This is a genomic window from Streptomyces sp. NPDC005266, assembly GCF_040607655.1.
Classification (GTDB): Bacteria; Actinomycetota; Actinomycetes; order Streptomycetales; family Streptomycetaceae; genus Streptomyces.
Genome location: NZ_JBEXHC010000001.1, coordinates 140,672 through 163,513, shown reverse-complemented (window position 1 = coordinate 163,513; position 22,842 = coordinate 140,672). Strand labels below are relative to the sequence as shown.

The window sequence follows — 22,842 nt, the reverse complement described above, 5'->3', positions numbered from 1 at the left end:
CCCGGACCCCGACTGGGCTACGCGTCGCGGCGCTTCAGCAGCAGATAGCCGGCCGTCAACGCCACGGCAACCCACAGTGCCATGATCCCGAAGCCGCCCCACGGGCCGTAGGGCGGCGGATCCTCCGGGGTGACCACGCGCATGATCTTCTGGCCCGCCTGGTCCGGGAGGTAGGCGCCGAACCGACGCGTCACCGACACATTGGCGAGGATGTTGGAGACCAGGAAGAAGAACGGCATCAGCACGCCCAGCGACAGCATCGGGCCGCGCAGCATCGTGGCGACGGCCATGGAGAAGACGGTGATGAGGGTCATGTAGAGCCCTCCGCCGACGACCGCGCGCAGCACGCCCGGGTCGCCCGGCGACGCGCCGTACCGGCCCAGCATCAGCTGGCCGGTGGCGAAGGCGGCGCAGCTGGTCGCCATCCCCACGACCAGCGCGACCAGCGTCGCCACCGTGATCTTGCACAAGAGGAGGACGCCGCGGCGCGGAACAGCGGCCAGCGAGGTGCGGATCATTCCGGTGCTGTACTCCCCGGAGACCGCCAGCACGCCGAAGACGATCATCGCGAGCTGGCCGAGACCGGCGCCGGCGAAGCTGACGAAGGTCGGGTCGAACGCGCGTTTGTCCTGGGCCGACAGGGTGGCGTAGTCATGCCGGACCAGTGCGCTGATCAGCGCCCCGATCGCCACCGTGACCGCCATGGCCACGCCCAGCGCCCACAGGGTCGAGCGCACCGAGCGGATCTTGGTCCACTCCGAGCGCAGCACCCGCGTCACCACGGCCATTCTCAGGCCCCCTTCGCAACGGGTTCGGCGGCGTCCGGGCGCGCCTCGTACTCCACCGCACCCGCCGTGAGCCGCATGAACGCCTCCTCCAAGGACGCCTGCTGGCGGCTCAGCTCATGCAGGACGAGCCCCTGCCCCGCGAGCAGCTCGCCGAGGCGCGCGGGATCCGCGCCGTCCACCTCCACGCAGCCGTCGGAACCGGGCACCGCGGGGAAGCCGCCCGCGGTGAGGATGGGGCGCAGCCGCTCCTGTTCGGGCGAGCGCAGTCGCACATACGACCGTGAGTGCCGGGTGATGAAGTCGGCCATCGAGGTGTCGGCCAGCAGCCGTCCCTGCCCGATGACCACCAGATGGTCGGCGGTCAGCGCCATTTCGCTCATCAGATGGCTGGAGACGAAGACGGTACGGCCCTCAGCCGCCAGGTCGCGCATCAGATGGCGGATCCAGTGGATGCCCTCGGGGTCCAGGCCGTTGACCGGCTCGTCGAACATCAGGATCCGCGGATCGCCCAGCAGCGCCGCCGCGATCCCCAGCCGCTGACTCATGCCGAGCGAGAAGCCCTTGGAGCGCCTGCGGGCGACGGAGCCGAGCCCGACCATGTCCAGCACCTCGCGCACCCGGGCGCGCGGCAGGCCGTTGCTCTGCGCGAGGCACAGCAGATGGTGGTACGCGCTGCGGCCGCCGTGCACGGCCTTGGCGTCGAGCAGGGCGCCGACATGGGTCAGCGGGTTGGTGAGCTGCCGGTAGTGCTTGCCGTCGATGCGGACCCGGCCGGCCGAGGGGTGGTCGAGGCCGAGCACGATCCGCATGGTGGTGGACTTGCCCGCGCCGTTCGGGCCCAGGAAGCCGGTGACGACACCGGGCCGGACGGTGAAGGAGAGGTCGTCCACGGCCGGCGTGTCGCCATAGCGCTTGGTCAGCCCCTCGATCTCAATCATGCGGCCACGCTAAGCGCGGGCCACGCCCCCCGCCACCGGGCCGCCGCCCCGCGAGGGAAGGGCCGGGCGCCATCGAGCCTCGGCAGGCTTGGGTCTACCGGCCGGGGGCACCTCCCAGCGGTAACGACGCCCTCAGCTGCTCGCCGGCATCAGGCGCGTCAACGAGCTTGGCGCCGTCGTGGGCCCGGACCGCCGGGGGTGAGGCCGTGTCCTGGGGGAGAACCGTCTCAAGCGGCCGGGGGCACCTCCCAGCGGTAGCTGGGGGAGAACCGCCTCAAGAAAGAAACGCGCGCGCCCCGCGCCGCTTACCGCGGCACGGGGCACCGTACGCTACGTCGTGACCGAGTGTCACCGGGTCTGCTGGGCCGGGACGCCGCGGGAGACCGCCTCGTCCTCGCCCGGGGTGCCGGCCGCGGCCACCGCCGCGCCGGTCAGCGTCGCCAGCATCTCGCGGACGTTGGTCAGCTGGGCGTTGATGGAGTCGCGGCGGTTGGTGAGCGCCGCCAGCTCGCGCTCGGACTCGCTGCGGATCCGGTCCGCCTTGGCGTTCGCGTCGGCCACGATGTCCTCGGCCTGGCGCTGCGCGGTCTCCACCGTCTGGCGGGCCCGGCGCTCGGCGTCCGTGCGCAGCTTCTCGGCCTCCAGGCGCAGCTGCTCCGCGCGGTGCTCGATCTCCGCGAGCCGCTTCTCGGCCTTGGCCTGGCGGGAGGCGAGGTCGCGCTCGGACTGCTCGCGCCGCTTGGCCAGGTTCGTCTCGAAGTCGGCGGCGGCCTGCGCGGCCTTGGCGCGGGTCTCCTCGAAGAGGGTGTCCGCCTCCTCGCGCTTGGACTGCGCGTCCTTCTGCGCCTCCTGGCGCAGCGTGGCGGCCTCGCTCTTCGCCTTCTCGACGATATGCGCGCCCTCGTCCTCGGCCTTCGCCTTGCGCTCGGCGGCGAACGACTCGGCGTCGTTGCGCACCTGCTGGGCGGCCGACTCGGCGAGCTCGCGGTGCTGCTCGGCGGCCCGGCGGGCCTCCTCGCGCAGGTCCTTTGCCTCCTCCTCGGCGAGACGGAGGATCTTCTCGACCCGGGCGCCGAGCCCAGCGTAGGACGGCTCCGAATCGTTGATCTGGGCCTGAGCGTTCTGCGTTTCGAGGTGCAGCTCCTCGATGCGCTTTTCCAGAGAGGTGATACGGGCCAGTGCACTGTCACGGTCGGCGACGAGCTTGGTAATGCGGTCGTCCACCTGACCGCGGTCGTACCCACGCCGCACGAGCTCGAAGCCGAAGGGAGAGGAAGTGTCGCTCATGGGGTTCCTGTCGAAAGAGACCGGTGAGGTGATAGAGGGAATCCTAGGGGGCCAAGCGGCGTGTCATCGAGTCAACGTCTGTTTGATCTGGATATTGTCCAGCCTTTTGAGTGGCAGTAAGACGGAGACCTCGTCACTCGTCGGGATGATACGGACACGACACAGTGAGTGTCGCTAGCCGTCGGACCGTTTTCCACTCGACCTCGTGGCACCCGCACCCGCCGTCGTCTTGACTCCGCCATTCTCCTTGCCGCCCGCGCCGCCCGACGCGGGGGTCTCGAAGGACTCCAACGCCTCCAGCACGTCCTGGACACGGGAGATCTCCGCGTTGATGTCCTCGCGGCGCCGCTTGAGCAACTCCAGCTCGCGCTTGCCCTCGTCGACGATCTCCTTCGCCTCGGCCGTGGCCTCGGACCGGACGCGCTCCGCGTCCCGCGCCGCGGCGTTCTTCTTCTGCTCGGCCTCCTTCAGCAGGCCCTCGGCCTTCTTCACCGCCGCGATCCGGACCCGGCTCGCCTCGCTGTTCGCCTCCGCGACCAGCGACTCGGCCTTCTCCTCGGCCTTCATCAGCTGTGCCGTGGCGGCCGCGACGAGCTTGTCCACCCGCTCGCCCGTGGCCTTCATCTGCTCGGCCGACTCGCGGCGGGCCCGCTCGTGCAGCTCCTCGACCTCGGCCTCGGTCCGCGTCCGCAGCTCCTCGGCGCGCTCCCGGATGGCGGTCGCGTCGCCGCGCGCCTCGCCGAGCATGGTGTCCGAGTCCGTACGGGCCTTCTCCACCATGGCATTGGCCTCGGCCGTGGCCTCGGCGATCAGCCGCTCCGCCTCCTGGCGGGCCGCCCCCACCATGGTGTCCGCCTGCTCCTCGGCCGCGGTCGCCGCACGCAGCGCGGCCTCCTGCGCCTCGGCGGTGAGCCGCTCGGCCTCCGCCGAGGACTCGCGGACCAGCCGGTCCGCCTGCTCCGCGGCGTCCGAGCGGCGCTTGTTGGCGTCCTCGCGCGCCCGGTCGACCAGCCGGTCGGCGTCCGCCTGTGCCTCGTTGCGGACGCGCTCCGCCTCGGCGGCCGCCTCGGTGGCGACCCGCTCCGCCTCCGCGCGGGTGCGCGCCGCGTGCTGCTGTGCCGAGCCGACGGTCTCCGACGCCTCGGTGCGCAGCCGCTCCGCCTCCGCGGAGGCCTCCGCGTGCAGCCGCTCCGCCTCGTTCCTGGCCTCGGTGACCAGCCGATCGGCCTGCTCGGCCGCCTCCGAGCGGATGGTGTTCGCGTCCGCGCGGGCCTGGGCCCGGGTGCGCGCCGCGTCCCGCTCCGCGGTTGCCCGGGCGTCGGACGCCTCCGTACGCAGCGCCTGCGCCCGTGCGGTGGCCTCGGCGACCAGCCGCTGGGCCTCCTCCGTCGCGCCGGCCACCAGCGTGTCGGCCTGCTCCGCCGCCTCCGCGCGGCTCCTGTTGGCCGACCGACGCGCCTCGTCGAGCGTCTCGTTGGCCTCCGCGTGCAGCCGCTCGGCCTCGTGCGTGGCCTCGGTGACCAGCCGGTCGGCCTGCTCGGCCGCCTCGGCACGGCGCCGGTTGGCGTCCTCGCGGGCCTGCGCGCCCATCCGGTCCGACTCGGCGATCGCCTCCGAAACCGTGCGCTCCGCGAGCGACTTGGCGGCCTCGGTCTCCTCCCGGACCTCGCGCCGCAGCCGCGACGCGTCCTCCGAGGCCCGCTCCCGCTCCGCGTACGCGTCCGCGCGGACCCGGTCGGCCTCCTCCTGCGCCTCGTGGCGGGTGCGCTCCGCCGCGTGCTCGGCGGCCGTACGCAGCCCCGCGATCTCCGCCTCGGCCTGCTCGTGCAGCCCCGCGACCGAGTCCCGCACCTGCTGTGCGGTCTGCTCGGCGGCCGCCACCAGATCGGCCGAGCGCCGCTCCGCCTCCTCGACCAGCCGCTGCGCCTCGGTCTGCGCCTCGGTGACCCGGGTCCGGGCGGCGGCCAGCAGCTCCTCGCTCTGCTCGCGCGCCGCCGTCCGCTCCGCCTGCGCCTCCTCGCGCGCGTCGGTCAGCAGCTCCTCGGCCTCGCGGCGGCGGCGGGCCGCCTCCTCCTGGGCGGCCGCGAGGGCCTCCGCGGCCTCGGTGCCGATCCGCTCGGCGGCGCTCGCCGCTTCCGCCCGCACCCGGTCGGCCGTCTCCTGGGCCTCCGAACGCAGCCGCTCGGCCTCGGCCGCAGCCTCGCCGCGCAGCCGTACGGCCACCGACTCGCCCTCGGCCCGCGCGTTGGACGCGTCCGCCGCGGCCTCGTCGCGCAGCCGGTCGGCCTCCTCCTCGGCCTGCTGGCGCAGCGCGTTCAGCCGCTCCGCGGACTCCGCGCGCTGCCGCTCGATCTCCTCGCCGGTCTCCCGGCGCAGCCGCTCGACCTCGGCGCGGGCGTCCCGCAGCGCCTGGTCGGCGGAGGCGAGCCGCTGCTCGGCCTCCTGATGCAGCCGGTTCAGCTCGGACTCGGCCTCGGCGCGGCGGTCCTCGGCGGCCCGCTCGGCCTCCTCGCGCAGTTCCTCGGCCGCGCGGGCCGCCTCCGACTTGACCCGCTCGGCCTGCTCATCGGCCGAGGACACCAGCTCCTCGGCCTCGCCGCGGGCCCGCTTCAGCAGCTCGTCGGCCTGCCGGCGCAGCGCGTTCGCCCGCTCGATCGCCTCGGTGCGGACCCGCTCGCTCTCGGTGGTCGCGCCCGAGCGGGTCTCCTCCGCGTCGGCCTTCGCCTTCGTCAGCAGGTTCTCGGCGGTGTTGGCCGCCTCCTCGATCTGCTGGACGGCCTCGCGGCGCGCCTCGGCGCGGATCCGCTCACCCTCGGCCACCGCCTCGGACCGCAGCTGCTCGGCCTCGCCGCGTTGCCGGCGCGCCTCCTCCTGCAGCTCGACGGTCTTGGCGCGGTACTCCTTGGTGTCGTCCTTCGCCGAGCCCTTCAGCTGCTCGGCGGCGTCATGCGCCTCCGCCCGCAGCCGGTCCGCCTCGGCCTCGGCCTCGCGCCGGATCCGCTCCGCCTCTTCGGCCGCCGCCTTGGTGGTGGCCTGCGCCTTCTCCGACGCCCGGGTCAGCACCTCCTCGGCGCTCCGGGCCGCCTTGGCCAGCTGGGCCGCCGAGTCCTCGGCCACCCTGGCCCGTGCGTCGTCGCCCGCCTCGGCGAGCAGCCGCTCGGACTCGGCGCGGGCGTCGTCCCGCAGCTGCTCGGCCTCGGCCCGCAGCGCCTCGGCCTCCTTGGTGGCCTCGCCGACCAGCCGGGCGACCTCCGCCTTGGCCGTACGGGTGCGCTGCTCGTTGTCCGACTCGGCGGCCGAAAGCCGCTTGGCCGCCGCGTCCTTGGCCTCGGCCAGCACCTTCTCGGCCTCGGCGCGCGCCTCGCGCAGCGCCGCCTCGGCCTCCTGCATCCGCTGCTCGGCGGCGCGGGTCTGCTCGGCGGCCGTACGGCGGGCCTCGTCCGCCTCGTTCGCCGTGCTGGTGCGCAGCTGCTCTGCGTGGGCGGTGGCCTCCTGGGCCTGCGAGCCCGCCGCGTTGAGCAGCCGTTCGGCGTCGGTACGGGCCCGGCGCAGAATCGCGTCGGCCTCGGCGCGGGCGGCCTCCGCCTCGGAGCCGAGCCGCTGACGGGCCTGCTCGGTCAGGCGCTGTGCCTCGGCGCGGGCCGCGGACAGGGCCTGCTCGGCCTCCGCCCGGGACTCGTCCAGCAGCCGGCGGGCCTGCGCCTCGGTACGGGCCCGCAGTTGCTCGGCCCAGGCCACGTTCTCGTTGACATGCGACTCGACGGTGGCGCGGCGCTCGCCGAGCTCCTGGTCGAGCCGCTGACGCCGGGCGACGGCCTCGGCGTGCAGCTCGGCTTCGAGCCGGGCCTGCTGCTCGGCCTGCTCCTGGAGCAGCCGCTGGGTCTGGGCCCGGGTCTCACGCAGTTCGCGCTCGGCGTTGGCGCGCAGCTGATCCGCCTGGAGCTGCGCGTCCCGCAGCAACTGCTCTGCCTGATAGCCGATATTGGCGCTGTCGTAGGCAGGGCGGCTCGCCAGATTGCGGCGCGCCTCATGCAGCTTGGCGCGCAGCACCTCGACTTGGTAGCCGAGGTCGTCGGCGTGCTGGACGGCCTTCTCCCGCTCGGTCTTCAGCCGCTCCATCTCGGCCTCGAACTTCGAGAGGTGGTCGTCAGGCTCGTAGCGGTCGTAGCCCCGCACTGCGCGGTCCCATCCGTCCCCTGGTCGCGGTGGCGGCCGGCTCCGTACCTCGCGGTCTCCCGGTGGTCCCTTGTGGTCCCGGGATTCCTTGGCGGTTCCCTTGCGGTACCGACCTGGCGAGGTGCGTGCCGGGTCGGACCGGAGCTGGCCCTTCCGAAGAAATGGTGTCAGATCATCGGCAATGCCTGGGCCGGGCCCCGGACCCCGATCCCTTCCCGATTCCCGTACCCCGGCCGAGGGTGCACTCTACCGGCCGGGGGAGGGGTAGGTCAGTGGTCCGCTTCAGTGATCCCCCTCCGTGGGGTCCGCGGCCGTGACAAGTTCGGTCAGCACACCATGGCAGTCCTTGGGGTGCAAGAAGGTGATCCGGGAATCCATGGAGCCACGGCGGGGCTGCTCGTACAGGACCCGGACGCCCTTGTCGCGGATGGCCTCGGAGTCGGCGTCGACGTCGGCGGTGCCGAAGGCGATGTGGTGCACGCCCTCGCCGTTCTTGGCCAGCCACTTGCCGACCGCCGAGTCCTCCCGGGTCGGCTCCAGGAGCTGCAGGTACGAGGCTCCTCCGTCGGAGGTCTCGTTGATCTTGAGCATGGCCTCCCGGACGCCCTGCTCTTCGTTGATCTCGGAGTGGAACACCTCGAAGCCGTAGGTGGCACGGTAGAACTCGACAGTCTTGTCGAGGTCGAAACAGGCGATTCCGATGTGGTCGATTCGCGTCAGCATGGGGATAGTGCACCGCCACTCACGTGGTTACGCAACGTGCGCGCGATCACACCGATGAGGCGGTGACCGTACGGGGTACTCGTCAGTACATTGACGATAACCCTCGTTAACTTCCTTCGTCTCGTGAAGGGACGCACCAATGACTCGTACGACATCTGTGATTGTGGCGGGCGCCAGGACGCCCATGGGACGGCTGCTCGGCAGCCTGCGCTCGTTCTCCGGCGCCGACCTCGGCGGGATCGCGATCAAGGCCGCACTGGACCGGGCCGGGATCGCCGGTGACCAGGTGCAGTACGTGATCATGGGGCAGGTGCTGCAGGCCGGCGCCGGCCAGATCCCCGCCCGGCAGGCCGCCGTCAAGGCAGGCATCCCCATGAGTGTGCCCGCGCTCACGGTCAACAAGGTCTGTCTCTCCGGGCTGGACGCCATCGCCCTCGCCGACCAGCTGATCCGCGCGGGTGAGTTCGACATCGTGGTCGCGGGCGGCCAGGAGTCCATGACCAACGCCCCCCACCTCCTTCCCAAGTCCCGCGAGGGCCACAAGTACGGCGCCATCGAGATGCTCGACGCGATGGCCCACGACGGGCTCACCGACGCCTTCGAGAACGTCGCCATGGGCGAGTCCACCGAGCACCACAACACCCGGCTGGGCATCCAGCGCCCCGAGCAGGACGAGATCGCCGCCCTCTCCCACCAGCGGGCCGCCGCCGCCCAGAAGAACGGCCTGTTCGACGCCGAGATCACCCCGGTCGAGATCCCGCAGCGCAAGGCCGAGCCGGTCGTCTTCGCCAAGGACGAGGGCATCCGCGGCGAGACCACCGTCGAATCCCTGGCCAAGCTGCGCCCCGCGTTCTCCAAGGACGGCACGATCACGGCCGGTACGGCGTCGCAGATCTCCGACGGCGCCGCCGCCGTCGTCGTCATGAGCAAGGCGAAGGCCGAGGAACTGGGCCTGGAGTGGATCGCCGAGATCGGCGCCCACGGGAATGTGGCCGGGCCCGACAACTCCCTGCAGTCCCAGCCGTCCAACGCGATCACGCATGCGCTGGGGAAGGAGGGGCTGAGCGTGCGCGATCTTGACCTCATCGAAATCAATGAGGCGTTTGCGGCGGTCGCGGTGCAGTCAATGAAGGATCTGGGAGTTTCCCACGAAAAGGTGAACGTGAATGGCGGCGCGATTGCCCTCGGACATCCCATCGGGATGTCCGGTGCGCGGATCGTGCTGCATTTGGCGCTGGAGCTGCGGCGGCGGGGCGGCGGCCTGGGCGCCGCGGCGCTGTGCGGCGGGGGCGGGCAGGGGGATGCGCTGATCCTCCGTGTGCCGGGCAGGTAGCCGGTTGCCGGTGATCGGTTCCCGGTAGTCGGTTTTCATCTGTACGAGCGTTGAGGAGCGCGGCGCCCATGACTGCGGCACCCATGACTGATGTGCCCACCCTGGTGGAGCAGGCCCGGCAGGGGCGGCCGCGTGCGGTCGCCCGGCTCATCTCGCTGATCGAGGGCGATTCGCCCCAGCTGCGCGAGGTGATGGCCGCGCTCGCCCCGCTGGCCGGGGGCGCGTACGTGGTCGGGGTGACCGGGTCGCCGGGGGTCGGCAAGTCCACGTCGACCTCCGCGCTCGTCTCCGCCTACCGGAGGGCCGGGAAGCGGGTGGGGGTCCTCGCGGTGGACCCCTCCTCGCCCTTCTCCGGCGGGGCGCTTCTCGGTGACCGCGTACGGATGTCCGAGCACGCGTCGGACCCCGGCGTCTACATCCGCTCCATGGCCACGCGCGGGCACCTGGGCGGGCTGGCCTGGGCCGCCCCCCAGGCCATCCGGGTGCTGGACGCGGCCGGCTGCGATGTGGTGATCGTGGAGACGGTGGGCGTCGGTCAGTCCGAGGTCGAGATCGCCGCGCAGGCCGATACGAGCGTGGTGCTGCTCGCACCGGGCATGGGCGACGGGATCCAGGCGGCCAAGGCCGGGATTCTGGAGATCGGCGATGTGTACGTGGTCAACAAGGCCGACCGGGAGGGGGCCGACGCCACGGCCCGGGAGCTCAACCACATGCTCGGGCTGGGCGAGGCACGGTCGCCGGGGGACTGGCGGCCGCCCATCGTCAAGACAGTGGCGGCGCGGGGCGAGGGGATCGAGGAGGTCGTCGAGGCCCTGGAGAAGCACCGGGCGTGGATGGAGGAGCACGGGGTGCTGGCGGAGCGCCGCGGGCGCCGGGCGGCGGGGGAGGTCGAGACGATAGCGGTCACGGCGCTGCGGGCGCGGATCGGCGACCTGCACGGGGACCGCCGGCTCGGGGTGCTGGCCGAGCGGGTGGTGGCGGGGGAGCTGGACCCGTATGCGGCGGCGGACGAGCTGGTGGCGGGGGTGACGGAGGGGGCGTAGCGGGCCCGCGGAGCCCGTTCCGGGCGGTGCCCGTTCCTGGCGGTGCCCGCCCCTGGGGGTGGCCGTTCCTGGTGGGGCCTGTTCCTGGGGGTGGCCGTTCCTGGTGGGGCCTGTTCCTGGGGGTGGCCGTTCCTGGTGGGGCCTGTTCCTGGGGGTGGCCGTTCCTGGTGGGGCCCGTTCCTGGGGCCTGTTCCTGGCGGTGGCCGTTCCTGGTGGGGCCTGTTCCTGGCGGTGGCCGTTCCTGGCGGTGGCCGTTCCTGGTGGGGCCTGTTCCTGGCGGTGGCCGTTCCTGGTGGGGCCCGTTCCTGGGGGGCCCGCCCCTGGTGGGGCCCGTTCCTGGTGGGGCCCGCCCCTGGCGGTGGCCGTTCCTGGCGGGGCCCGCCTCAGGCGGTGACCGTTCCTGGTGCGGTGATCAGTCCTCGTCGTGGTCCTCGGCCTTGCCGTCCTCGGACGGGGCCTGGGTGACCTTGCCGGTGTGCGGGTTGACGTCCAGGTCGTGCGCCTTGTGGTCCCTGACGACCTCGACCTCCCACACGGACGCGCGGTCGTCGTCCACGTTCACGGAGGTCACCGCGCCCCGCGACGCGGCCTTCTCGGCCGCTTGGGAGGCGCTCACCTCGGCGTTCCTCAGGGGGCGCGGGCGCTCGACGACGCCCGCAGCCGCGACGATGGCGGGGCCGGGCTCGGCCTCGCCATCGCGCGGGATGTGGCCGTGCGGCACCGGCGGCACCCTCGCCGTGCGTGAGGCACCCGGGGGCGGCGCCCTGTTCGAGATGCGGCTGCCGCTAGACCCGGCCGCGCTGAGCGCGCAGATGGTCGGCCACGGGCACCAGTGACGCGTAGAGCGCCTCGCGGTCGGCCGGGGGGAGCAGATCGATGAAGTGCCTGCGCACGGACGCGACATGGTGGGGCGCGACCTTGCGCATGGTGTCCCAGCCGTGCTCGGTGAGGACGGCGTAGAGCCCGCGCCGGTCGGATTCGCAGTTCTCGCGGCGGACCAGGCCGGCGTTCTCCATCCGGGTGATCTGGTGGGAGAGACGGCTCTTGGACTGCAGGGTCGCGGAGGCGAGGTCGCTCATCCGCATCCGGTGGTCGTCCGACTCCGAGAGGTTGACCAGGATCTCGTAGTCGTTCATGGTCAGGCCGAACGGCTGCAGGTCCTTTTCGAGCTGGTAGGTCAGCAGCCGGCTGACGTCCAGATGGGTGCGCCAGGCGCGCTGTTCCTCATCGCTGAGCCAGGGCGTGCCGTTCTCGGTCTCCATGGGATGTATTCTACCTATAGAAGTTGAATTCCGAACCAATGGATGTATCGGGCTAGAGGTCACCTGTTCGACGTTACACTCCGCACGCTCGCGCTCACGAACCGGTACCCCCTGTTGCGCCAACCTCCCGCTCGGCCATGACGTCCTCCGTCGACTGGAGCAGCACGGTCCCGGCGCCCACGAACTCGAACTGATGCTCCTCGCCCGAGGTGCCCCCGATCCCGGTCCGCGCCCGTATCCCGCCGAGGAAGCCGCGCAGATACGCATGGTCGTAGTGGTGGCAGGGGGAGGGACAGTCGGCCCAGCCGACAAGAGCCTGCGGATCCACCCGGATCGGCGGCTCCATGAAGACCACGGGGCCGTTGGACGCGGCCACGAACGTGCCCGTGCCGATGAGCGTGAGAAAGCCCGGGACGATCGACTGCTTGAGGGAGAGCGACGGCTGGAAGGCGAGGAGATTGCCCGAGCGGATGGTCAGGTTGCCGTCGTCGAGGTCATAGGAGTTGACGTCGAAGGCGCGGTCCGCGAGCACCATCTTGCCCTGGCCCTCGGCGACCACCCAGTCCGCGGCATGCAGTGGGGAGTGGAAGCTGCCCGCGATGAGATGGTCGAGCCGGCCGAGCCCTATGCCCTGGAAGTCGATCTTCCCGTAGTAGGCGACCATCTTCCCCTTCTGCAGGAACCACTGGCCGTTGAGGTCCACGCTGAAGGCATACGGATTGATGTTGTCATTGGCCGGGAGCGTGTAGGCGTCATGGACCACCGGGCCGTTCACAGCTTCTCCTCCGATGCCTGGACATAGACCATGCCGGTGCCGGACAGCTCCAGTTGGAACGCCTCCCCCGAGCCCCGGCCCACCATTTCGCGCCAGCCGATCGCCGTCGAGAGCTTATTGCGAACATCACCCCGGTGGGCGACATACGCCTGCGGATCGACATGGACCGGATGCCCCGGGTGTATGGGCAGCTCCACCACGCCGCCGTGCGCCATGACCGCCGCGGAGCCGTGTCCCTCCAGGGTCGTGGTGAACAGCCCCTGGCCGGTGATCTGGCCGCGCACCAGGCCCATCACCCCGCCCTGCGAACCCATGAACATCGTTCCCTGGCGCAGCGATCCGTCGAAGGCCAGCAGCCGGTCCGACTCGACGTAGAGCGTGTCGCCGATCAGGTCGATCACCTGCACATGGTGGCCGCCGTGCCCGAACATCACCGTGCCCTGGCCCTCGACGGTCATCAGCGGCGTCGCCTCATTGGCGACCCGGCGCCCGATCATCCCCATCACGCCGCCCTGCCCTCCGGTGATGCTGGGCGTGAACCGCACGTCCCCGCGGTACGCGAGCATCGCACCGCGCTGGCTGAAGAGCGTCCGGCCGGGCACCACCTCGGCCTGCACCATCCGGGAGGTGAGGGTCGTGAACGGCATCAGAGCTCGCCCCCGATCGTGTTGCGCTCGCTCGGCTGTATGTAGACCAGGCCATCGCCCTCGAATCGGATCTGGAAGGACTCGCCGCCGCTCTCACCTATCAGCGCGCGGAAGTTCACCCCCGACTGGAAGTGCTGTTGGAGATTGCCGGTGTGGGCGATGTACGCGCCCGGGTCGACCTGGAGCGGCGTCTGCGGTGTGACGCGCAGCACGATCGCCGTGCCGTCGGAGAGGATCGCCGCCTGGCCGGTGCCCTCGACAGTCGTGGTGAACAGGCCGTTGCCCTGTGCGGTGCCGCGCAGTCCGGTGAAGGAGGTGCCGGTGCGCAGCGCGGCGTCCGTGCACAGCAGATTGCTGGCCTCCACGTACAGCTTCTCGCCGTGCAGCGACACCAGGTTGATCTCGCTCGCCCGGTCGGCGAAGTAGCACGTGCCGTGCCCCTTCACCTCCATGACCGCCATGTGCTCACCGGTGAGCCGGCGGGTCACCATCCCGCGCAGCCCCTCCCCGCCGCCGGTTTTCTTCTTGAACGTCATCTCCCCCTCGTACGCGACCATCGCGCCGTTCCTGGCCTTCACCAAGTCGCCGGTCATGTCGACCGCGAGCATCTTGCTTCCCTGGAGCCGAAACTGAGCCACGGGCCCGACGTTATCGGCCTCTTTCGTCGGCGGACAGGGACACCGGTGACCCGGGAGCGGTGATCGGCCGCCCGGCTGCCACAATGGACGACGGCTTGTGCATCGCTTCACAAGCCGCCCCGTGTCCTCTGTACTCCTCTGTACCCCTCACGCGAAGGTGCTCTCGTGGACTTCAAGACCGCCACCGCGCTGCGCCGGCTCCGCCTGGTCTCCGCGCCCGAGGCCGTGTCCTTCCTGCTGCTGCTCGTCTGCTCGGTGCTCAAGCGCACCACTGACTTCAACGCGGTGCCGGTGATGGGCATGGTGCACGGCGTCCTGTTCATCCTGTACCTGGTCTTCTGGGCGGACGCCTGGAACCGCACCAAGTGGGGGTGGCAGACCGCCGCCCTCTACTTCGTCCTCTCTGTCCTGCCCACCGGCGGCTTCTTCGCCGAGCGCAAGCTCAAGCGCGAGGCCGAGGCGAGCGTCATCGCGGCCCGCGCACGCAAGGAGGGCGTGGTCAAAGCATGATCGTCGCCTTTTCGGTGACGCCGCTGGGCGTCGGCGAGGACGTGGGCGAATACGTCGCGGACGCGGTGCGGGTGGTCCGGGAATCCGGGCTGCCCAACCGTACGGACGCGATGTTCACGTCGATCGAGGGCGAGTGGGACGAGGTCATGGCCGTCGTCAAGCGAGCCGTCGCGGCGGTGGAGGCGCGGGCGCCGAGGGTCTCGGTCGTCCTGAAGGCCGACATCCGGCCGGGTGTGACGGACGGCCTGACGTCCAAGGTCGACACGGTGGAGCGCCACCTGTCCGCGACGTAGCGCGCCGACCTCTCCCGCGCGGGGTTCGCCTGTAGTCCGGTCCGCCCGGCCGCCCGGCCTCTCCGGGGGTCAGGGTCCGGGGGCGGTGGCCTGCCTCCCGGGCGGGGTTCGCCCGTAGTCCGGTCCGCCCGGCCAACCGGCCTCTCCGGGGGGCCAGGGTCTGGGGGCGGTGGCCTGCCTCGCGGGCGGGGTTCGCCCGTAGTGCGGTTCGCCCGGCCGCCCGGCCCTCTGGGGGGCCAGGGTCTGGGGGCGGTGGCCTGCCTTCCGCGCGGGGTTCGCCTGTAGTCGGGTCCGGCCGGCCTCTCCGGGGCCAGGGTCCGGGGGCGGTGGCCCGCCTCCCGGTTTCACCGGTGTGCAAGAGGTTCTGCTGACGCCGTACTCCGAGGGGCTGGGTGACGCCGTACTCCTGGGTCTCGGCCCGTCCGGGCTGGGGCTGCCGACGTGCGGGATGCCGGTGGGCGCGGTGGTCAGCGAGGCTCTGGTGGGGTCGCCGCTGGGCCGCGCGCACGGGCCCGGCTGACGCTGCCAGTGGGGGTGGCGGCGAGCTGCCCGCCCTGGGGTACGCCTGGCACCCCTCGTTCGGCTGGGCCCTGGCCCTCCAGGCCCGAAGTGTGAGACTGGGCTGACCACGATATGACCGGCCGGTAGGGTCGGTACCGTGCCCAAGCCGCTCAGCCTGCCGTTCGACCCCATCGCACGCGCCGATGAACTCTGGAAGCAGCGATGGGGGTCCGTGCCGTCCATGGCCGCGATCACCTCGATCATGCGGGCCCAGCAGATTCTGCTGAGCCAGGTCGACGCCGTGGTCAAGCCGTACGAACTGACCTTCGCCCGCTATGAGGCGCTGGTGCTGCTCACCTTCTCCAAGGCCGGTGAGCTGCCCATGTCCAAGATCGGCGAGCGGCTGATGGTGCACCCCACCTCGGTCACCAACACGGTGGACCGCCTGGTCAAGTCGGGGCTGGTCGCCAAGCGGCCGAACCCCAACGACGGCCGCGGCACGCTGGCCTCCATCACCGACCGGGGCCGTGAGGTGGTCGAGTCGGCCACCCGCGATCTCATGGCGATGGACTTCGGGCTCGGGGTGTACGACGCCGAGGAGTGCGACCAGATCTTCGCGATGCTGCGTCCGTTGCGGATCGCCGCGGACGATTTCGAGGAAGAGCGGTAGAAGAGCCGCCCGGGGGCGGCGAAGATCGCCCCGGAACGGACGGTTACGCTCACTGCCATGAAGAAGAGCGTTCTGAGCCGCTACCGGGTGATGGCCTACGTCACCGGCGTGCTGCTGATCCTGCTGACCCTCGGCGTGGTCGCCAAGTATCTGCTGGACGTGGACGGCGCGGCCGGGTTCGTCAGCGTCGTCGGCATCGCCCACGGCTGGCTGTACGTCCTCTATCTGGTCTTCGCCTTCGATCTGGGCTCCAAGGCGAAGTGGCCGTTCGGCAGGCTGGCGTGGCTGCTGCTCGCGGGCACGATCCCGACCGCGGTCTTCTTCGTCGAGCGCAAGGTCGTCCGTGAGGTCGGACCGCAGGTGGCCGACGCCGCGGCGGAGCCCGCCAAGGCCTGACGGCGCCCCGCGCCGTATCTCGCGCCGGGCCGCTCACCTGCGGGTACGGTCCGGCCGGCCACCCGATCGGGCCGACCGATGCTGTCAGCCGTCGACAATTACTAGGACGTCCTAGTAAATTTGAAGGCATGGACGCCCAAGGCATTGAGGAAGGCCGCCGCCGCTGGCAGGCCCGGTACGACGCGGCCCGCAAGCGCGTGGCCGCCGGGGGTTTGGGGGCGGAGCCCCCAAGGGGCTGGACGCGTACCACTCTCTCGGGTGATCCCGTCGAGCCGGTCTACGGACCCGCTCCGGGGGACACGGTCGAGGGGTTCGAGAGGATCGGCTGGCCGGGCGAGTTCCCGTTCACCCGCGGTCTGTATCCCACCGGCTACCGCGGGCGGGCCTGGACCATCCGCCAGTTCGCCGGGTTCGGCAACGCCGAGCAGACCAATGAGCGCTACAAGATGATCCTGGAGGCTGGGGGCGGCGGTCTGTCGGTCGCCTTCGACATGCCGACCCTGATGGGCCGCGACTCCGACGATCCGCGCTCGCTCGGCGAGGTCGGCCACTGCGGTGTCGCCATCGACTCCGCCGCCGACATGGAGATCCTCTTCAAGGACATCCCGCTCGGCGAGGTGACCACCTCGATGACGATCAGCGGCCCGGCCGTCCCGGTCTTCTGCATGTATCTGGTCGCCGCTGAGCGCCAGGGCGTCGACATCTCGGCGCTCAACGGCACGCTCCAGACGGACATCTTCAAGGAGTACATCGCGCAGAAGGAGTGGCTCTTCCCGCCCGAGCCGCATCTGAAGCTGATCGGCGACCTGATGGAGTACTGCTCCCAGGGCATCCCCGACTACAAGCCGCTCTCCGTCTCCGGCTACCACATCCGCGAGGCCGGGGCGACGGCCGCACAGGAGCTCGCGTACACCCTGGCCGACGGCTTCGGCTATGTGGAGCTCGGGCTCTCCCGCGGGCTGGACGTCAACACCTTCGCACCCGGTCTGTCTTTCTTCTTCGACGCGCACATCGACTTCTTCGAGGAGATCGCCAAGTTCCGCGCGGCCCGCCGGATCTGGGCCCGCTGGATGCGCGATGTCTACGGGGCGACCTCCGAGAAGGCGCAGTGGCTGCGGTTCCACACCCAGACCGCCGGGGTCTCGCTGACCGCGCAACAGCCGTACAACAACGTCGTACGGACCGCCGTGGAGGCCCTCTCCGCGGTCCTCGGCGGCACCAACTCGCTGCACACCAACGCCCTGGACGAGACCCTGGCGCTGCCCAGCGAGCAGGCCGCCGAGATCGCCCTGCGCACCCAGCAGGTGCTCATGGAGGAGACCGGGATCCTCAATGTGGCCGATCCGCTGGGCGGTTCCTGGTACGTCGAGGCGCTGACCGACCGGATCGAGGCCGACGCCGAGAAGATCTTCGAGCAGATCAGGGAGCGCGGCCGCCGCACGGTGCCGGAGGGGCAGGAGCCAAAGTGGCCGATCACCGCCGGCATCCTGCGGGGCATCGAGGACGGCTGGTTCACCGGTGAGATCGCCGAGTCCGCCTTCCGGTACCAGCGGGCGCTGGAGAAGGGCGACAAGAAGGTCGTCGGGGTCAACTGCGCCCAGGGCTCGGTCACCGGCGATCTGGAGATCCTGCGGGTCGGCCATGAGGTCGAGCGCGAGCAGGTGCGGGTGCTGGGCGCCCGCAGGGCCGGGCGCGACGAGGCGAAGGTCGCCGCGGGGCTGAAGGCGCTCGTGGCCGCCGCGCGCGATGACACCAACATGATCGAGCCGATGCTGGCGGCCGTACGGGCCGAGGCGACGCTCGGCGAGATCTGCGACGCCCTGCGCGACGAGTGGGGGATCTACACGGAGCCGGCGGGCTTCTGATCGTGCCCCGGCAGGGGCTTCGGCGCCGCGGAGGCGCCGGAGCCCGCCGCGGCCAGTCCGTGCAGCAGGAGCACCGAGAACTCCCCGGCCCACCGCGGGTCCACCGGCTCGGCGCTGACCAGCATGCGGTGCACCACCGCGCCCGCGATCACATCGAAGATCAGGTCCGCGTTGCGGGCCGCCGCGTCGGGATCCTCCTCGCGCGGCAGCTCGCCGCGCAGCTGTGCCCGCTCCCGACCGATCAGTACCAGCCGCTTCTGCCGGTCCACGATCGCCGACCGGACCCGGGCCCGTAGCGCGTCGTCATAGGTGGCCTCGGCGATGACGGCCATCAGCGCCGTCTTGGTCTCGGGGAGCTCCAGCAGCGCCGCGAACCGCAGCACCACGTCCTCGATGTCGGCCTGCAGACTGCCGTGGTCGGCGACCTCCAGGTGCTCGTCGAAGACCGCCGCGACCGCGTCCACGACCAGCTCGCTCTTGCCCGCCCAGCGGCGGTAGACGGTCGTCTTGGCGACGCCGGCGCGCGAGGCGACATCCCCCAGCGTCAGCTTCGCCCAGCCGAGCTCGACCAGGGCGGCACGGGTGGCGTCGAGGATGGCGCGGTCGGCCTCGGCGCTGCGGGGGCGCCCGGTACGGCGTGCGGGCGTGTTCATGGCCGGGACCCTACCCGCCAGTACCGGAAGGAGTCCCGGTGAGTTACGCTACGGCTCGTAGCGTAAGACGCGTGCCCGGTCCTTCCATGGGGGAGTGCGCTTTTCCATTCGCCGCGGGAAGAGGGGAGGATAGGACCATGCAGCCACGGAACATGTCCATGAGTGGAGTGGTCGACCTCGCCGCGGTGAAGGCGGCCGGAGAAGCCAAGCAGAAGGCGGAGAAGGCGCGGGCCGAGAAGGCCCGCACCGGTGGCGCCCCCGCGCCCACCCGTCTGGTCTTCGATGTCGACGAAGCGGGTTTTCAGCAGGAGGTCCTGCAGCGCTCCACCGAAGTGCCGGTCGTCATCGACTTCTGGGCCGAGTGGTGCGAGCCGTGCAAGCAGCTCGGTCCCATCCTGGAGCGGCTGGCCGGGGAGTACGCGGGGAAGTTCGTCCTCGCCAAGATCGACGTCGACGCCAACCAGATGCTCTTCCAGCAGTTCGGCGTCCAGGGCATCCCCGCGGTCTTCGCGGTGGTCGCGGGCCAGCCGGTGCCGCTCTTCCAGGGAGCCGCGCCCGAGGCGCAGATCCGCCAGGTGCTGGACCAGCTGATCCAGGCCGCGGAGCAGCAGTTCGGCATCGTGGGTACACCTGTTGAAGCCGGGGCGGAGGCCGAGGAGGCCGAGGAGGCCGAGCGGGAGGCCGCGCAGCGGCCCGAGTCGCCGCAGGACGCCGCGCTCTCGGCGGCCCATCAGGCGCTGGACGCGGGTGACCTGGGCGGCGCGGTGCAGGCGTACAAGAACGTGCTCGCCGAGGACCCGGCCAACGGCGAGGCGAAGCTGGGTCTGGCACAGGCCGAGCTGCTGCAGCGCGTTCAGGGTGTGGACGCCCAGCAGGTGCGCAAGGCGGCCGCCGAGAACCCGGGTGATGTGGCGGCGCAGATCGCGGCGGCAGACCTGGATCTGGTGGGTGGTCATGTGGAGGACGCCTTCGGACGCTTGGTCGACACGGTGCGTCGCACGACGGGGGACGACCGGGAGGCGGCGCGCGTCCATCTCCTGGATCTCTTCGATGTGATCGGCAGTGACGACCCCCGAGTGGTCACGGCGCGTAGTGCGTTGGCGCGCGTGCTGTTCTGACCTCTGGTGGCTCAAACAGTGCGGCGACCGCTCTTTACCAAAAATTGGTAAACGCGGTCGCTGTTACTGCCAGTAAATGTCCGTCAGCACTTTGTCCGGTCTTGAAGTAAATCTCCCTCTCTTTCCGGTCGCCATGTGACGACCCTGTGTGCCCGGCCTCGACCTTCCCGCAGCGCTACGGTTATCCGGCCGTTACTCGCTAGTAACGAACCCCTTGTGCCTCAGCCAGGAATGGACCACGATCGGCCAAGCTCGGTCCATCCCCCGTAGCCCGGCAGCCGGTCGGTGCGTTGGTGTGGTGGTCCCCACCGGGCAGGCCGGCGGCAATGACGTCGGCCTTGGACAGGGGGGTCTCTGCCCACCGGGCAGGGCCTGTCCAGGAGGTTGCGCGAGAAGCGTGGCCAGTGGTTGTCGCTCGGGGGTGATCGCCGGTGTTGCGGGTGCGGTGTGCGCCTGTGAGACGTGGGCGCTCTCCTTCCCGAGGACGTAGCACTTCTCCCATCCCAGGTCCGGGGCTGATCGCCCCGGCCGGAGATGTACGTCCGAGAAGGAGGAAAGTCATGGAGTCTCAGGCTCGTGGCGGAACCAGATGGAAGCGGTTCGCCGTTGTCATGGTGCCGAGCGTTGCTGCCACGGCCGCGATTGGCGTCGCCCTGTCCCAGGGTGCGCTCGCGGCGTCGTTCAACGTGTCCGGCCAGCAGTTCAAGGTCGCGGTCGACCGTCTTGACGGTACGGGCTTCGCCCAGTACGGCGCCATTGACACCCAGCACGGCGGGAAGCACATCCCGGTCGCCGTGTCGGCGTTCAAGAGCGCCAAGCTCAAGGGTCTGTGCCAGTCCGTCGTGGTCCCGGTCCCGCTCTTCGGCGATGTGTCGCTGAAGCTGTCGGCCGGCAACGGCAGCAAGACGGTCGAGGCCAAGAACCTGTTCATCGATCTCGATCAGCTGGACGCGGACGCCACGTTCCGCGGGATCGACATCGGTGTGGCCGCGGGTGACGCGACCAAGGGTCCCGGTATCAAGAAGGGCGACAAGGCCGATCCCGGTTCCTTCGCCCAGCAGGCCGATTCCGCGACGCTGACCGGTGTGAGGCAGACCGCCTGGGCGACCAGTGCGGGCACGTTCAAGCTCTCGGGCCTTTCGATGAAGGTCAGCAAGGGCAAGAACGAGTGCTTCTGACGCGCTGAGCTGGGGTGGGGGGCCGCGGCGCTGCCCTCCACCCGGGCATCGGCCGGCAGCGCCGTGTGCGCCACGCTTTGCTATTACCGCTGTAGAACAACGCGATCCACCGATCGCCAGCCCCAGGGAGCTGTTTTCAATGAGTGCCGAGTCGCCGGGGGCGCGTGACCGAATCAGCCGTTGGCGGAAGTCCTTCCGGGTGTGGCGCTGGCAGCGCCCGTACTGGGCGGGGTTGTTGACCCTGCTGGCAGGGCTGCCGATCATTTACTTTCCGTACAACAGCCTCAACGCGGGCGGGTTCACCATCAACCTGTCCACCACCGCCGGATCGGCCTCGCTGATCATCGGTGTGCTGCTGATCATCCTGGGCCTGACCATGTGGTTCCAGCCCTTGGTGCGGGTATTCGCCGGAGTCGCCTCGATCCTCCTCGGCCTGGTGTCGCTTCCCGTCTCCAACATCGGCGGCTTCCTGATGGGATTTCTGCTGGCGCTGTTCGGCGGTGGCATGAGCGTCGCCTGGGCGCCGGGCGAGGCACCGGAGGAGCAGCCGGCGAAGGGCCAGGAGGCCGTACCGGAGGGCGACGGGAACGGTGACAGCGTGCCGGAACCGGCCGGAGCCGGGACCGCACTGGACCAGGACGCCACGAATGGGAGGCACCGTGCGGGGTGAAGAGGAGCAGCTCGAGGGCGCGAGCCCTCGGCAAGTGAGAACGGGTCCGCGGCACGCGGCTCCAAGAAAGTCGATGCTCACTCGCCTTCAGGTGCCCGCGGGCAAGGCGATAGCGCTGGCCGCCATGCCCACCGCCGTGCTCATGGGCATGGGGCTGACTCCGCAGCTCGCCTCGGCGAGCCCCAGGGCCGACGACCGGTTCAAGGCCGGGCCGTGCGTGTCCCAGCCGGATGAGGCGGACAAGGCGGATAAGGCCGACAAGGGGGATGCCAAGGGCAAGGAGACGGCGGACCCGAAGGGCGACGCCAAGGACGATTCCCCGGCCACCCCCGGCGGCTCCCAGGGCGACGACGGCGCCACGGCCGATCCGAACCCGTCGGCCGGCAAGCCCGCGCCCACGCCGTCGCCGTCCGATTCCCAGGACGCCCAGGAGTCGAAGGAGCCCTCGGCCTCGCCGAGCCCCTCGGAGTCCGAGTCGAGGAACCCGCTGGACCCGCTGGGGCTCGGGGACGCGCTCCACAAGGTCATCGGTGGCGACGAGGAGAAGTCCGACGCGTCCGCCGAACCGAGCGCCTCGCCGACCACGAAGCCGAGCCCTTCGCCGTCCGGTACGTCCGACTCGGCGGCCGACAAGGCGACGGACCCGGTCAAGGACACGGTGGACAAGGTCGGACAGGGCGCCCAGGACGCCGCCGACAAGGCGAAGAAGACGGTCGAGGACACCAAGGACCAGGCCGACAAGGCCCTCCCCACGCCCTCCCCGTCCGCCTCGAAGGGCGCCGGCGGCAAGGAGGCGTTCCCCTGTCCGGAGTTCGACGCGGACGCGTACAAGAACGCCGACGCCGAGAAGACCCCCAACCTGCTGCCGGACGACCCCTGGACCCTCAAGAGCACGCTGCTGAGCCTGCATGGCCTGGACTACCAGGGCATCGTGGAGATCAAGACGTACAGCGGGAAGGTCAAGAAGGTCCTGAAGTTCACCGCCAAAAGCGTGGACATCAAGGATCTGCACCAGACGGTGATCGGCCCGGGCGGGACCACCACCCACGTGCAGGCCCGCGAGGGGTCCAAGTCGACGATCCGCAACGGCACGGTGACGATGTACACCGAGGAGCTCAAGGGCAATCTGCTGGGGATCATCCCGATCACCTTCAGCCCCAAGAGTCCGCCCCCGCTGAACCTCCCCGAGGTCTTCTTCACCAATGTCACTGTGAAGCAGGCCGGTCAGTTCGGTGGCGATCTGACCGTACCGGGCATGCATCTCTACAAGACCGGGGAGTGACACACCCCGCGACACACAGGCCCGTTCGGGAGCCGCACCACCCCTCCTCGGGAGGGAAAAACGCCCGTGGGCACCAACTCCGGCCGGAGTTGGTGC

At 70.8% G+C, this 22,842-nt stretch carries 23 protein-coding genes and 1 pseudogene; 13 read left to right on the top strand and 11 right to left on the bottom strand.

Going from position 1 to position 22,842, the window contains the following annotated elements:
- Positions 1-17: 17 nt before the first annotated feature.
- The 5 genes from ABZU99_RS00715 to mce all read right to left on the bottom strand — a co-directional run bounded on the left by ABZU99_RS00715 (position 18) and on the right by mce (position 7,912).
- Entirely contained in the window at positions 18-788 is a 771-nt protein-coding gene (locus tag ABZU99_RS00715) for an ABC transporter permease (RefSeq protein WP_355951133.1), read from the bottom strand.
- A 2-nt stretch (positions 789-790) separates the two neighbouring features.
- The gene (locus ABZU99_RS00710; RefSeq protein WP_356044369.1) at positions 791-1,726 is read right to left on the bottom strand and encodes an ABC transporter ATP-binding protein; all 936 of its coding nucleotides are present in this window, start codon (positions 1,724-1,726) and stop codon (positions 791-793) included.
- A 348-nt stretch (positions 1,727-2,074) separates the two neighbouring features.
- On the bottom strand, positions 2,075-3,013 hold the full coding sequence (locus tag ABZU99_RS00705) for a cellulose-binding protein (RefSeq protein ID WP_355951139.1): 939 nt from the start codon (positions 3,011-3,013) through the stop codon (positions 2,075-2,077).
- 174 nt (positions 3,014-3,187) lie between these two features.
- A complete protein-coding gene (gene scy, locus ABZU99_RS00700; protein WP_356044371.1) occupies positions 3,188-7,189 on the bottom strand; it encodes a polarized growth protein Scy in 4,002 nt (1,333 codons plus the stop codon).
- Positions 7,190-7,471: 282 nt separating this feature from the next.
- Positions 7,472-7,912: a methylmalonyl-CoA epimerase gene (mce, locus tag ABZU99_RS00695; protein WP_355951145.1), complete on the bottom strand. Its 441-nt coding sequence runs from the start codon at positions 7,910-7,912 to the stop codon at positions 7,472-7,474.
- Positions 7,913-8,069: 157 nt separating this feature from the next.
- Between mce and ABZU99_RS00690 the strand changes: the two genes are divergently transcribed.
- Both ABZU99_RS00690 and meaB read left to right on the top strand, forming a co-directional pair.
- Positions 8,070-9,245, top strand: coding sequence for an acetyl-CoA C-acetyltransferase (locus tag ABZU99_RS00690; RefSeq protein ID WP_355951245.1), 1,176 nt, complete (start codon positions 8,070-8,072; stop codon positions 9,243-9,245).
- An 83-nt stretch (positions 9,246-9,328) separates the two neighbouring features.
- Complete coding sequence (gene meaB / locus ABZU99_RS00685; RefSeq protein WP_355951248.1) at positions 9,329-10,288, top strand: methylmalonyl Co-A mutase-associated GTPase MeaB; 960 nt, start codon at positions 9,329-9,331, stop codon at positions 10,286-10,288.
- A 412-nt stretch (positions 10,289-10,700) separates the two neighbouring features.
- On the opposite strand, the gene ABZU99_RS00680 is transcribed toward meaB, so the two are convergent.
- Positions 10,701-10,904 (bottom strand): PepSY domain-containing protein, encoded by a 204-nt coding sequence (locus ABZU99_RS00680; protein ID WP_356227642.1) that lies wholly within the window; start codon positions 10,902-10,904, stop codon positions 10,701-10,703.
- Positions 10,905-10,931: 27 nt separating this feature from the next.
- On the opposite strand from ABZU99_RS00680, the pseudogene ABZU99_RS00675 reads away from it, so the two are divergent.
- Positions 10,932-11,124 (top strand): annotated as a pseudogene (locus tag ABZU99_RS00675) (ATP-binding protein); the annotation flags it as partial.
- On the opposite strand, the gene ABZU99_RS00670 reads toward ABZU99_RS00675, so the two are convergent.
- The 4 genes from ABZU99_RS00670 to ABZU99_RS00655 form a co-directional block, all read right to left on the bottom strand.
- Positions 11,074-11,550 carry a MarR family transcriptional regulator gene (locus ABZU99_RS00670; protein ID WP_355951151.1) on the bottom strand — a complete coding sequence of 159 codons (477 nt, stop codon included), beginning with the start codon at positions 11,548-11,550 and terminating at the stop codon, positions 11,074-11,076. The pseudogene ABZU99_RS00675 and the gene ABZU99_RS00670 overlap by 51 nt on opposite strands.
- Positions 11,551-11,644: 94 nt before the next feature.
- A complete protein-coding gene (locus tag ABZU99_RS00665; protein ID WP_355951154.1) occupies positions 11,645-12,325 on the bottom strand; it encodes an AIM24 family protein in 681 nt (226 codons plus the stop codon).
- On the bottom strand, positions 12,322-12,972 hold the full coding sequence (locus ABZU99_RS00660) for an AIM24 family protein (RefSeq protein WP_355951156.1): 651 nt from the start codon (positions 12,970-12,972) through the stop codon (positions 12,322-12,324). Before ABZU99_RS00660 ends, ABZU99_RS00665 begins: the two co-directional genes overlap by 4 nt.
- Positions 12,972-13,610 (bottom strand): AIM24 family protein, encoded by a 639-nt coding sequence (locus ABZU99_RS00655; protein WP_355951159.1) that lies wholly within the window; start codon positions 13,608-13,610, stop codon positions 12,972-12,974. The genes ABZU99_RS00660 and ABZU99_RS00655 overlap by 1 nt, the downstream gene beginning before the upstream one ends.
- A gap of 165 nt (positions 13,611-13,775) precedes the next feature.
- On the opposite strand from ABZU99_RS00655, the gene ABZU99_RS00650 reads away from it, so the two are divergent.
- From ABZU99_RS00650 to ABZU99_RS00625, 6 genes are all read left to right on the top strand, one after another.
- The gene (locus ABZU99_RS00650) at positions 13,776-14,120 is read left to right on the top strand and encodes a DUF3817 domain-containing protein (protein ID WP_355951162.1); all 345 of its coding nucleotides are present in this window, start codon (positions 13,776-13,778) and stop codon (positions 14,118-14,120) included.
- Entirely contained in the window at positions 14,117-14,413 is a 297-nt protein-coding gene (locus ABZU99_RS00645; RefSeq protein WP_356044376.1) for an MTH1187 family thiamine-binding protein, read from the top strand. The genes ABZU99_RS00650 and ABZU99_RS00645 overlap by 4 nt, the downstream gene beginning before the upstream one ends.
- A 352-nt stretch (positions 14,414-14,765) precedes the next feature.
- Complete coding sequence (locus tag ABZU99_RS00640) at positions 14,766-14,933, top strand: hypothetical protein (protein WP_356044379.1); 168 nt, start codon at positions 14,766-14,768, stop codon at positions 14,931-14,933.
- Between the two features lie 138 nt (positions 14,934-15,071).
- Positions 15,072-15,584: a MarR family transcriptional regulator gene (locus tag ABZU99_RS00635; RefSeq protein WP_355951168.1), complete on the top strand. Its 513-nt coding sequence runs from the start codon at positions 15,072-15,074 to the stop codon at positions 15,582-15,584.
- Between the two features lie 57 nt (positions 15,585-15,641).
- Positions 15,642-15,980, top strand: coding sequence for a DUF3817 domain-containing protein (locus ABZU99_RS00630; protein ID WP_355951171.1), 339 nt, complete (start codon positions 15,642-15,644; stop codon positions 15,978-15,980).
- Between the two features lie 128 nt (positions 15,981-16,108).
- The gene (locus ABZU99_RS00625) at positions 16,109-17,845 is read left to right on the top strand and encodes a methylmalonyl-CoA mutase family protein (RefSeq protein WP_356044383.1); all 1,737 of its coding nucleotides are present in this window, start codon (positions 16,109-16,111) and stop codon (positions 17,843-17,845) included.
- Here the strand turns inward: ABZU99_RS00625 and ABZU99_RS00620 are convergent.
- Positions 17,821-18,498, bottom strand: a complete 678-nt coding sequence (locus ABZU99_RS00620; protein ID WP_356044386.1) for a TetR/AcrR family transcriptional regulator — start codon at positions 18,496-18,498, stop codon at positions 17,821-17,823. The genes ABZU99_RS00625 and ABZU99_RS00620 overlap by 25 nt on opposite strands.
- 137 nt (positions 18,499-18,635) lie before the next feature.
- Between ABZU99_RS00620 and ABZU99_RS00615 the strand changes: the two genes are divergently transcribed.
- The 4 genes from ABZU99_RS00615 (at position 18,636) to ABZU99_RS00600 (ending at position 22,746) form a co-directional block, all read left to right on the top strand.
- On the top strand, positions 18,636-19,616 hold the full coding sequence (locus ABZU99_RS00615) for a tetratricopeptide repeat protein (RefSeq protein ID WP_355951180.1): 981 nt from the start codon (positions 18,636-18,638) through the stop codon (positions 19,614-19,616).
- Between the two features lie 560 nt (positions 19,617-20,176).
- The gene (locus ABZU99_RS00610; RefSeq protein WP_355951183.1) at positions 20,177-20,794 is read left to right on the top strand and encodes a DUF6230 family protein; all 618 of its coding nucleotides are present in this window, start codon (positions 20,177-20,179) and stop codon (positions 20,792-20,794) included.
- Positions 20,795-20,933: 139 nt separating this feature from the next.
- Positions 20,934-21,464 (top strand): DUF6114 domain-containing protein, encoded by a 531-nt coding sequence (locus ABZU99_RS00605; protein ID WP_356044389.1) that lies wholly within the window; start codon positions 20,934-20,936, stop codon positions 21,462-21,464.
- A 73-nt stretch (positions 21,465-21,537) separates the two neighbouring features.
- Entirely contained in the window at positions 21,538-22,746 is a 1,209-nt protein-coding gene (locus ABZU99_RS00600; RefSeq protein ID WP_356044392.1) for a hydrogenase expression protein HypF, read from the top strand.
- Positions 22,747-22,842 lie beyond the last annotated feature (96 nt).

Coding starts and splice junctions, on each gene's coding strand:
- ABZU99_RS00715 (WP_355951133.1), bottom strand. CDS start 788: ATGGCCGTGGTGACGCGGGTGCTGCGCTCGGAGTGGACCAAGATCCGC.
- ABZU99_RS00710 (WP_356044369.1), bottom strand. CDS start 1,726: ATGATTGAGATCGAGGGGCTGACCAAGCGCTATGGCGACACGCCGGCC.
- ABZU99_RS00705 (WP_355951139.1), bottom strand. CDS start 3,013: ATGAGCGACACTTCCTCTCCCTTCGGCTTCGAGCTCGTGCGGCGTGGG.
- mce (WP_355951145.1), bottom strand. CDS start 7,912: ATGCTGACGCGAATCGACCACATCGGAATCGCCTGTTTCGACCTCGAC.
- meaB (WP_355951248.1), top strand. CDS start 9,329: ATGACTGATGTGCCCACCCTGGTGGAGCAGGCCCGGCAGGGGCGGCCG.
- ABZU99_RS00670 (WP_355951151.1), bottom strand. CDS start 11,550: ATGGAGACCGAGAACGGCACGCCCTGGCTCAGCGATGAGGAACAGCGC.
- ABZU99_RS00660 (WP_355951156.1), bottom strand. CDS start 12,972: ATGCCGTTCACGACCCTCACCTCCCGGATGGTGCAGGCCGAGGTGGTG.
- ABZU99_RS00645 (WP_356044376.1), top strand. CDS start 14,117: ATGATCGTCGCCTTTTCGGTGACGCCGCTGGGCGTCGGCGAGGACGTG.
- ABZU99_RS00630 (WP_355951171.1), top strand. CDS start 15,642: ATGAAGAAGAGCGTTCTGAGCCGCTACCGGGTGATGGCCTACGTCACC.
- ABZU99_RS00625 (WP_356044383.1), top strand. CDS start 16,109: ATGGACGCCCAAGGCATTGAGGAAGGCCGCCGCCGCTGGCAGGCCCGG.
- ABZU99_RS00620 (WP_356044386.1), bottom strand. CDS start 18,498: ATGAACACGCCCGCACGCCGTACCGGGCGCCCCCGCAGCGCCGAGGCC.
- ABZU99_RS00615 (WP_355951180.1), top strand. CDS start 18,636: ATGCAGCCACGGAACATGTCCATGAGTGGAGTGGTCGACCTCGCCGCG.
- ABZU99_RS00610 (WP_355951183.1), top strand. CDS start 20,177: ATGGAGTCTCAGGCTCGTGGCGGAACCAGATGGAAGCGGTTCGCCGTT.
- ABZU99_RS00605 (WP_356044389.1), top strand. CDS start 20,934: ATGAGTGCCGAGTCGCCGGGGGCGCGTGACCGAATCAGCCGTTGGCGG.
- ABZU99_RS00600 (WP_356044392.1), top strand. CDS start 21,538: ATGCTCACTCGCCTTCAGGTGCCCGCGGGCAAGGCGATAGCGCTGGCC.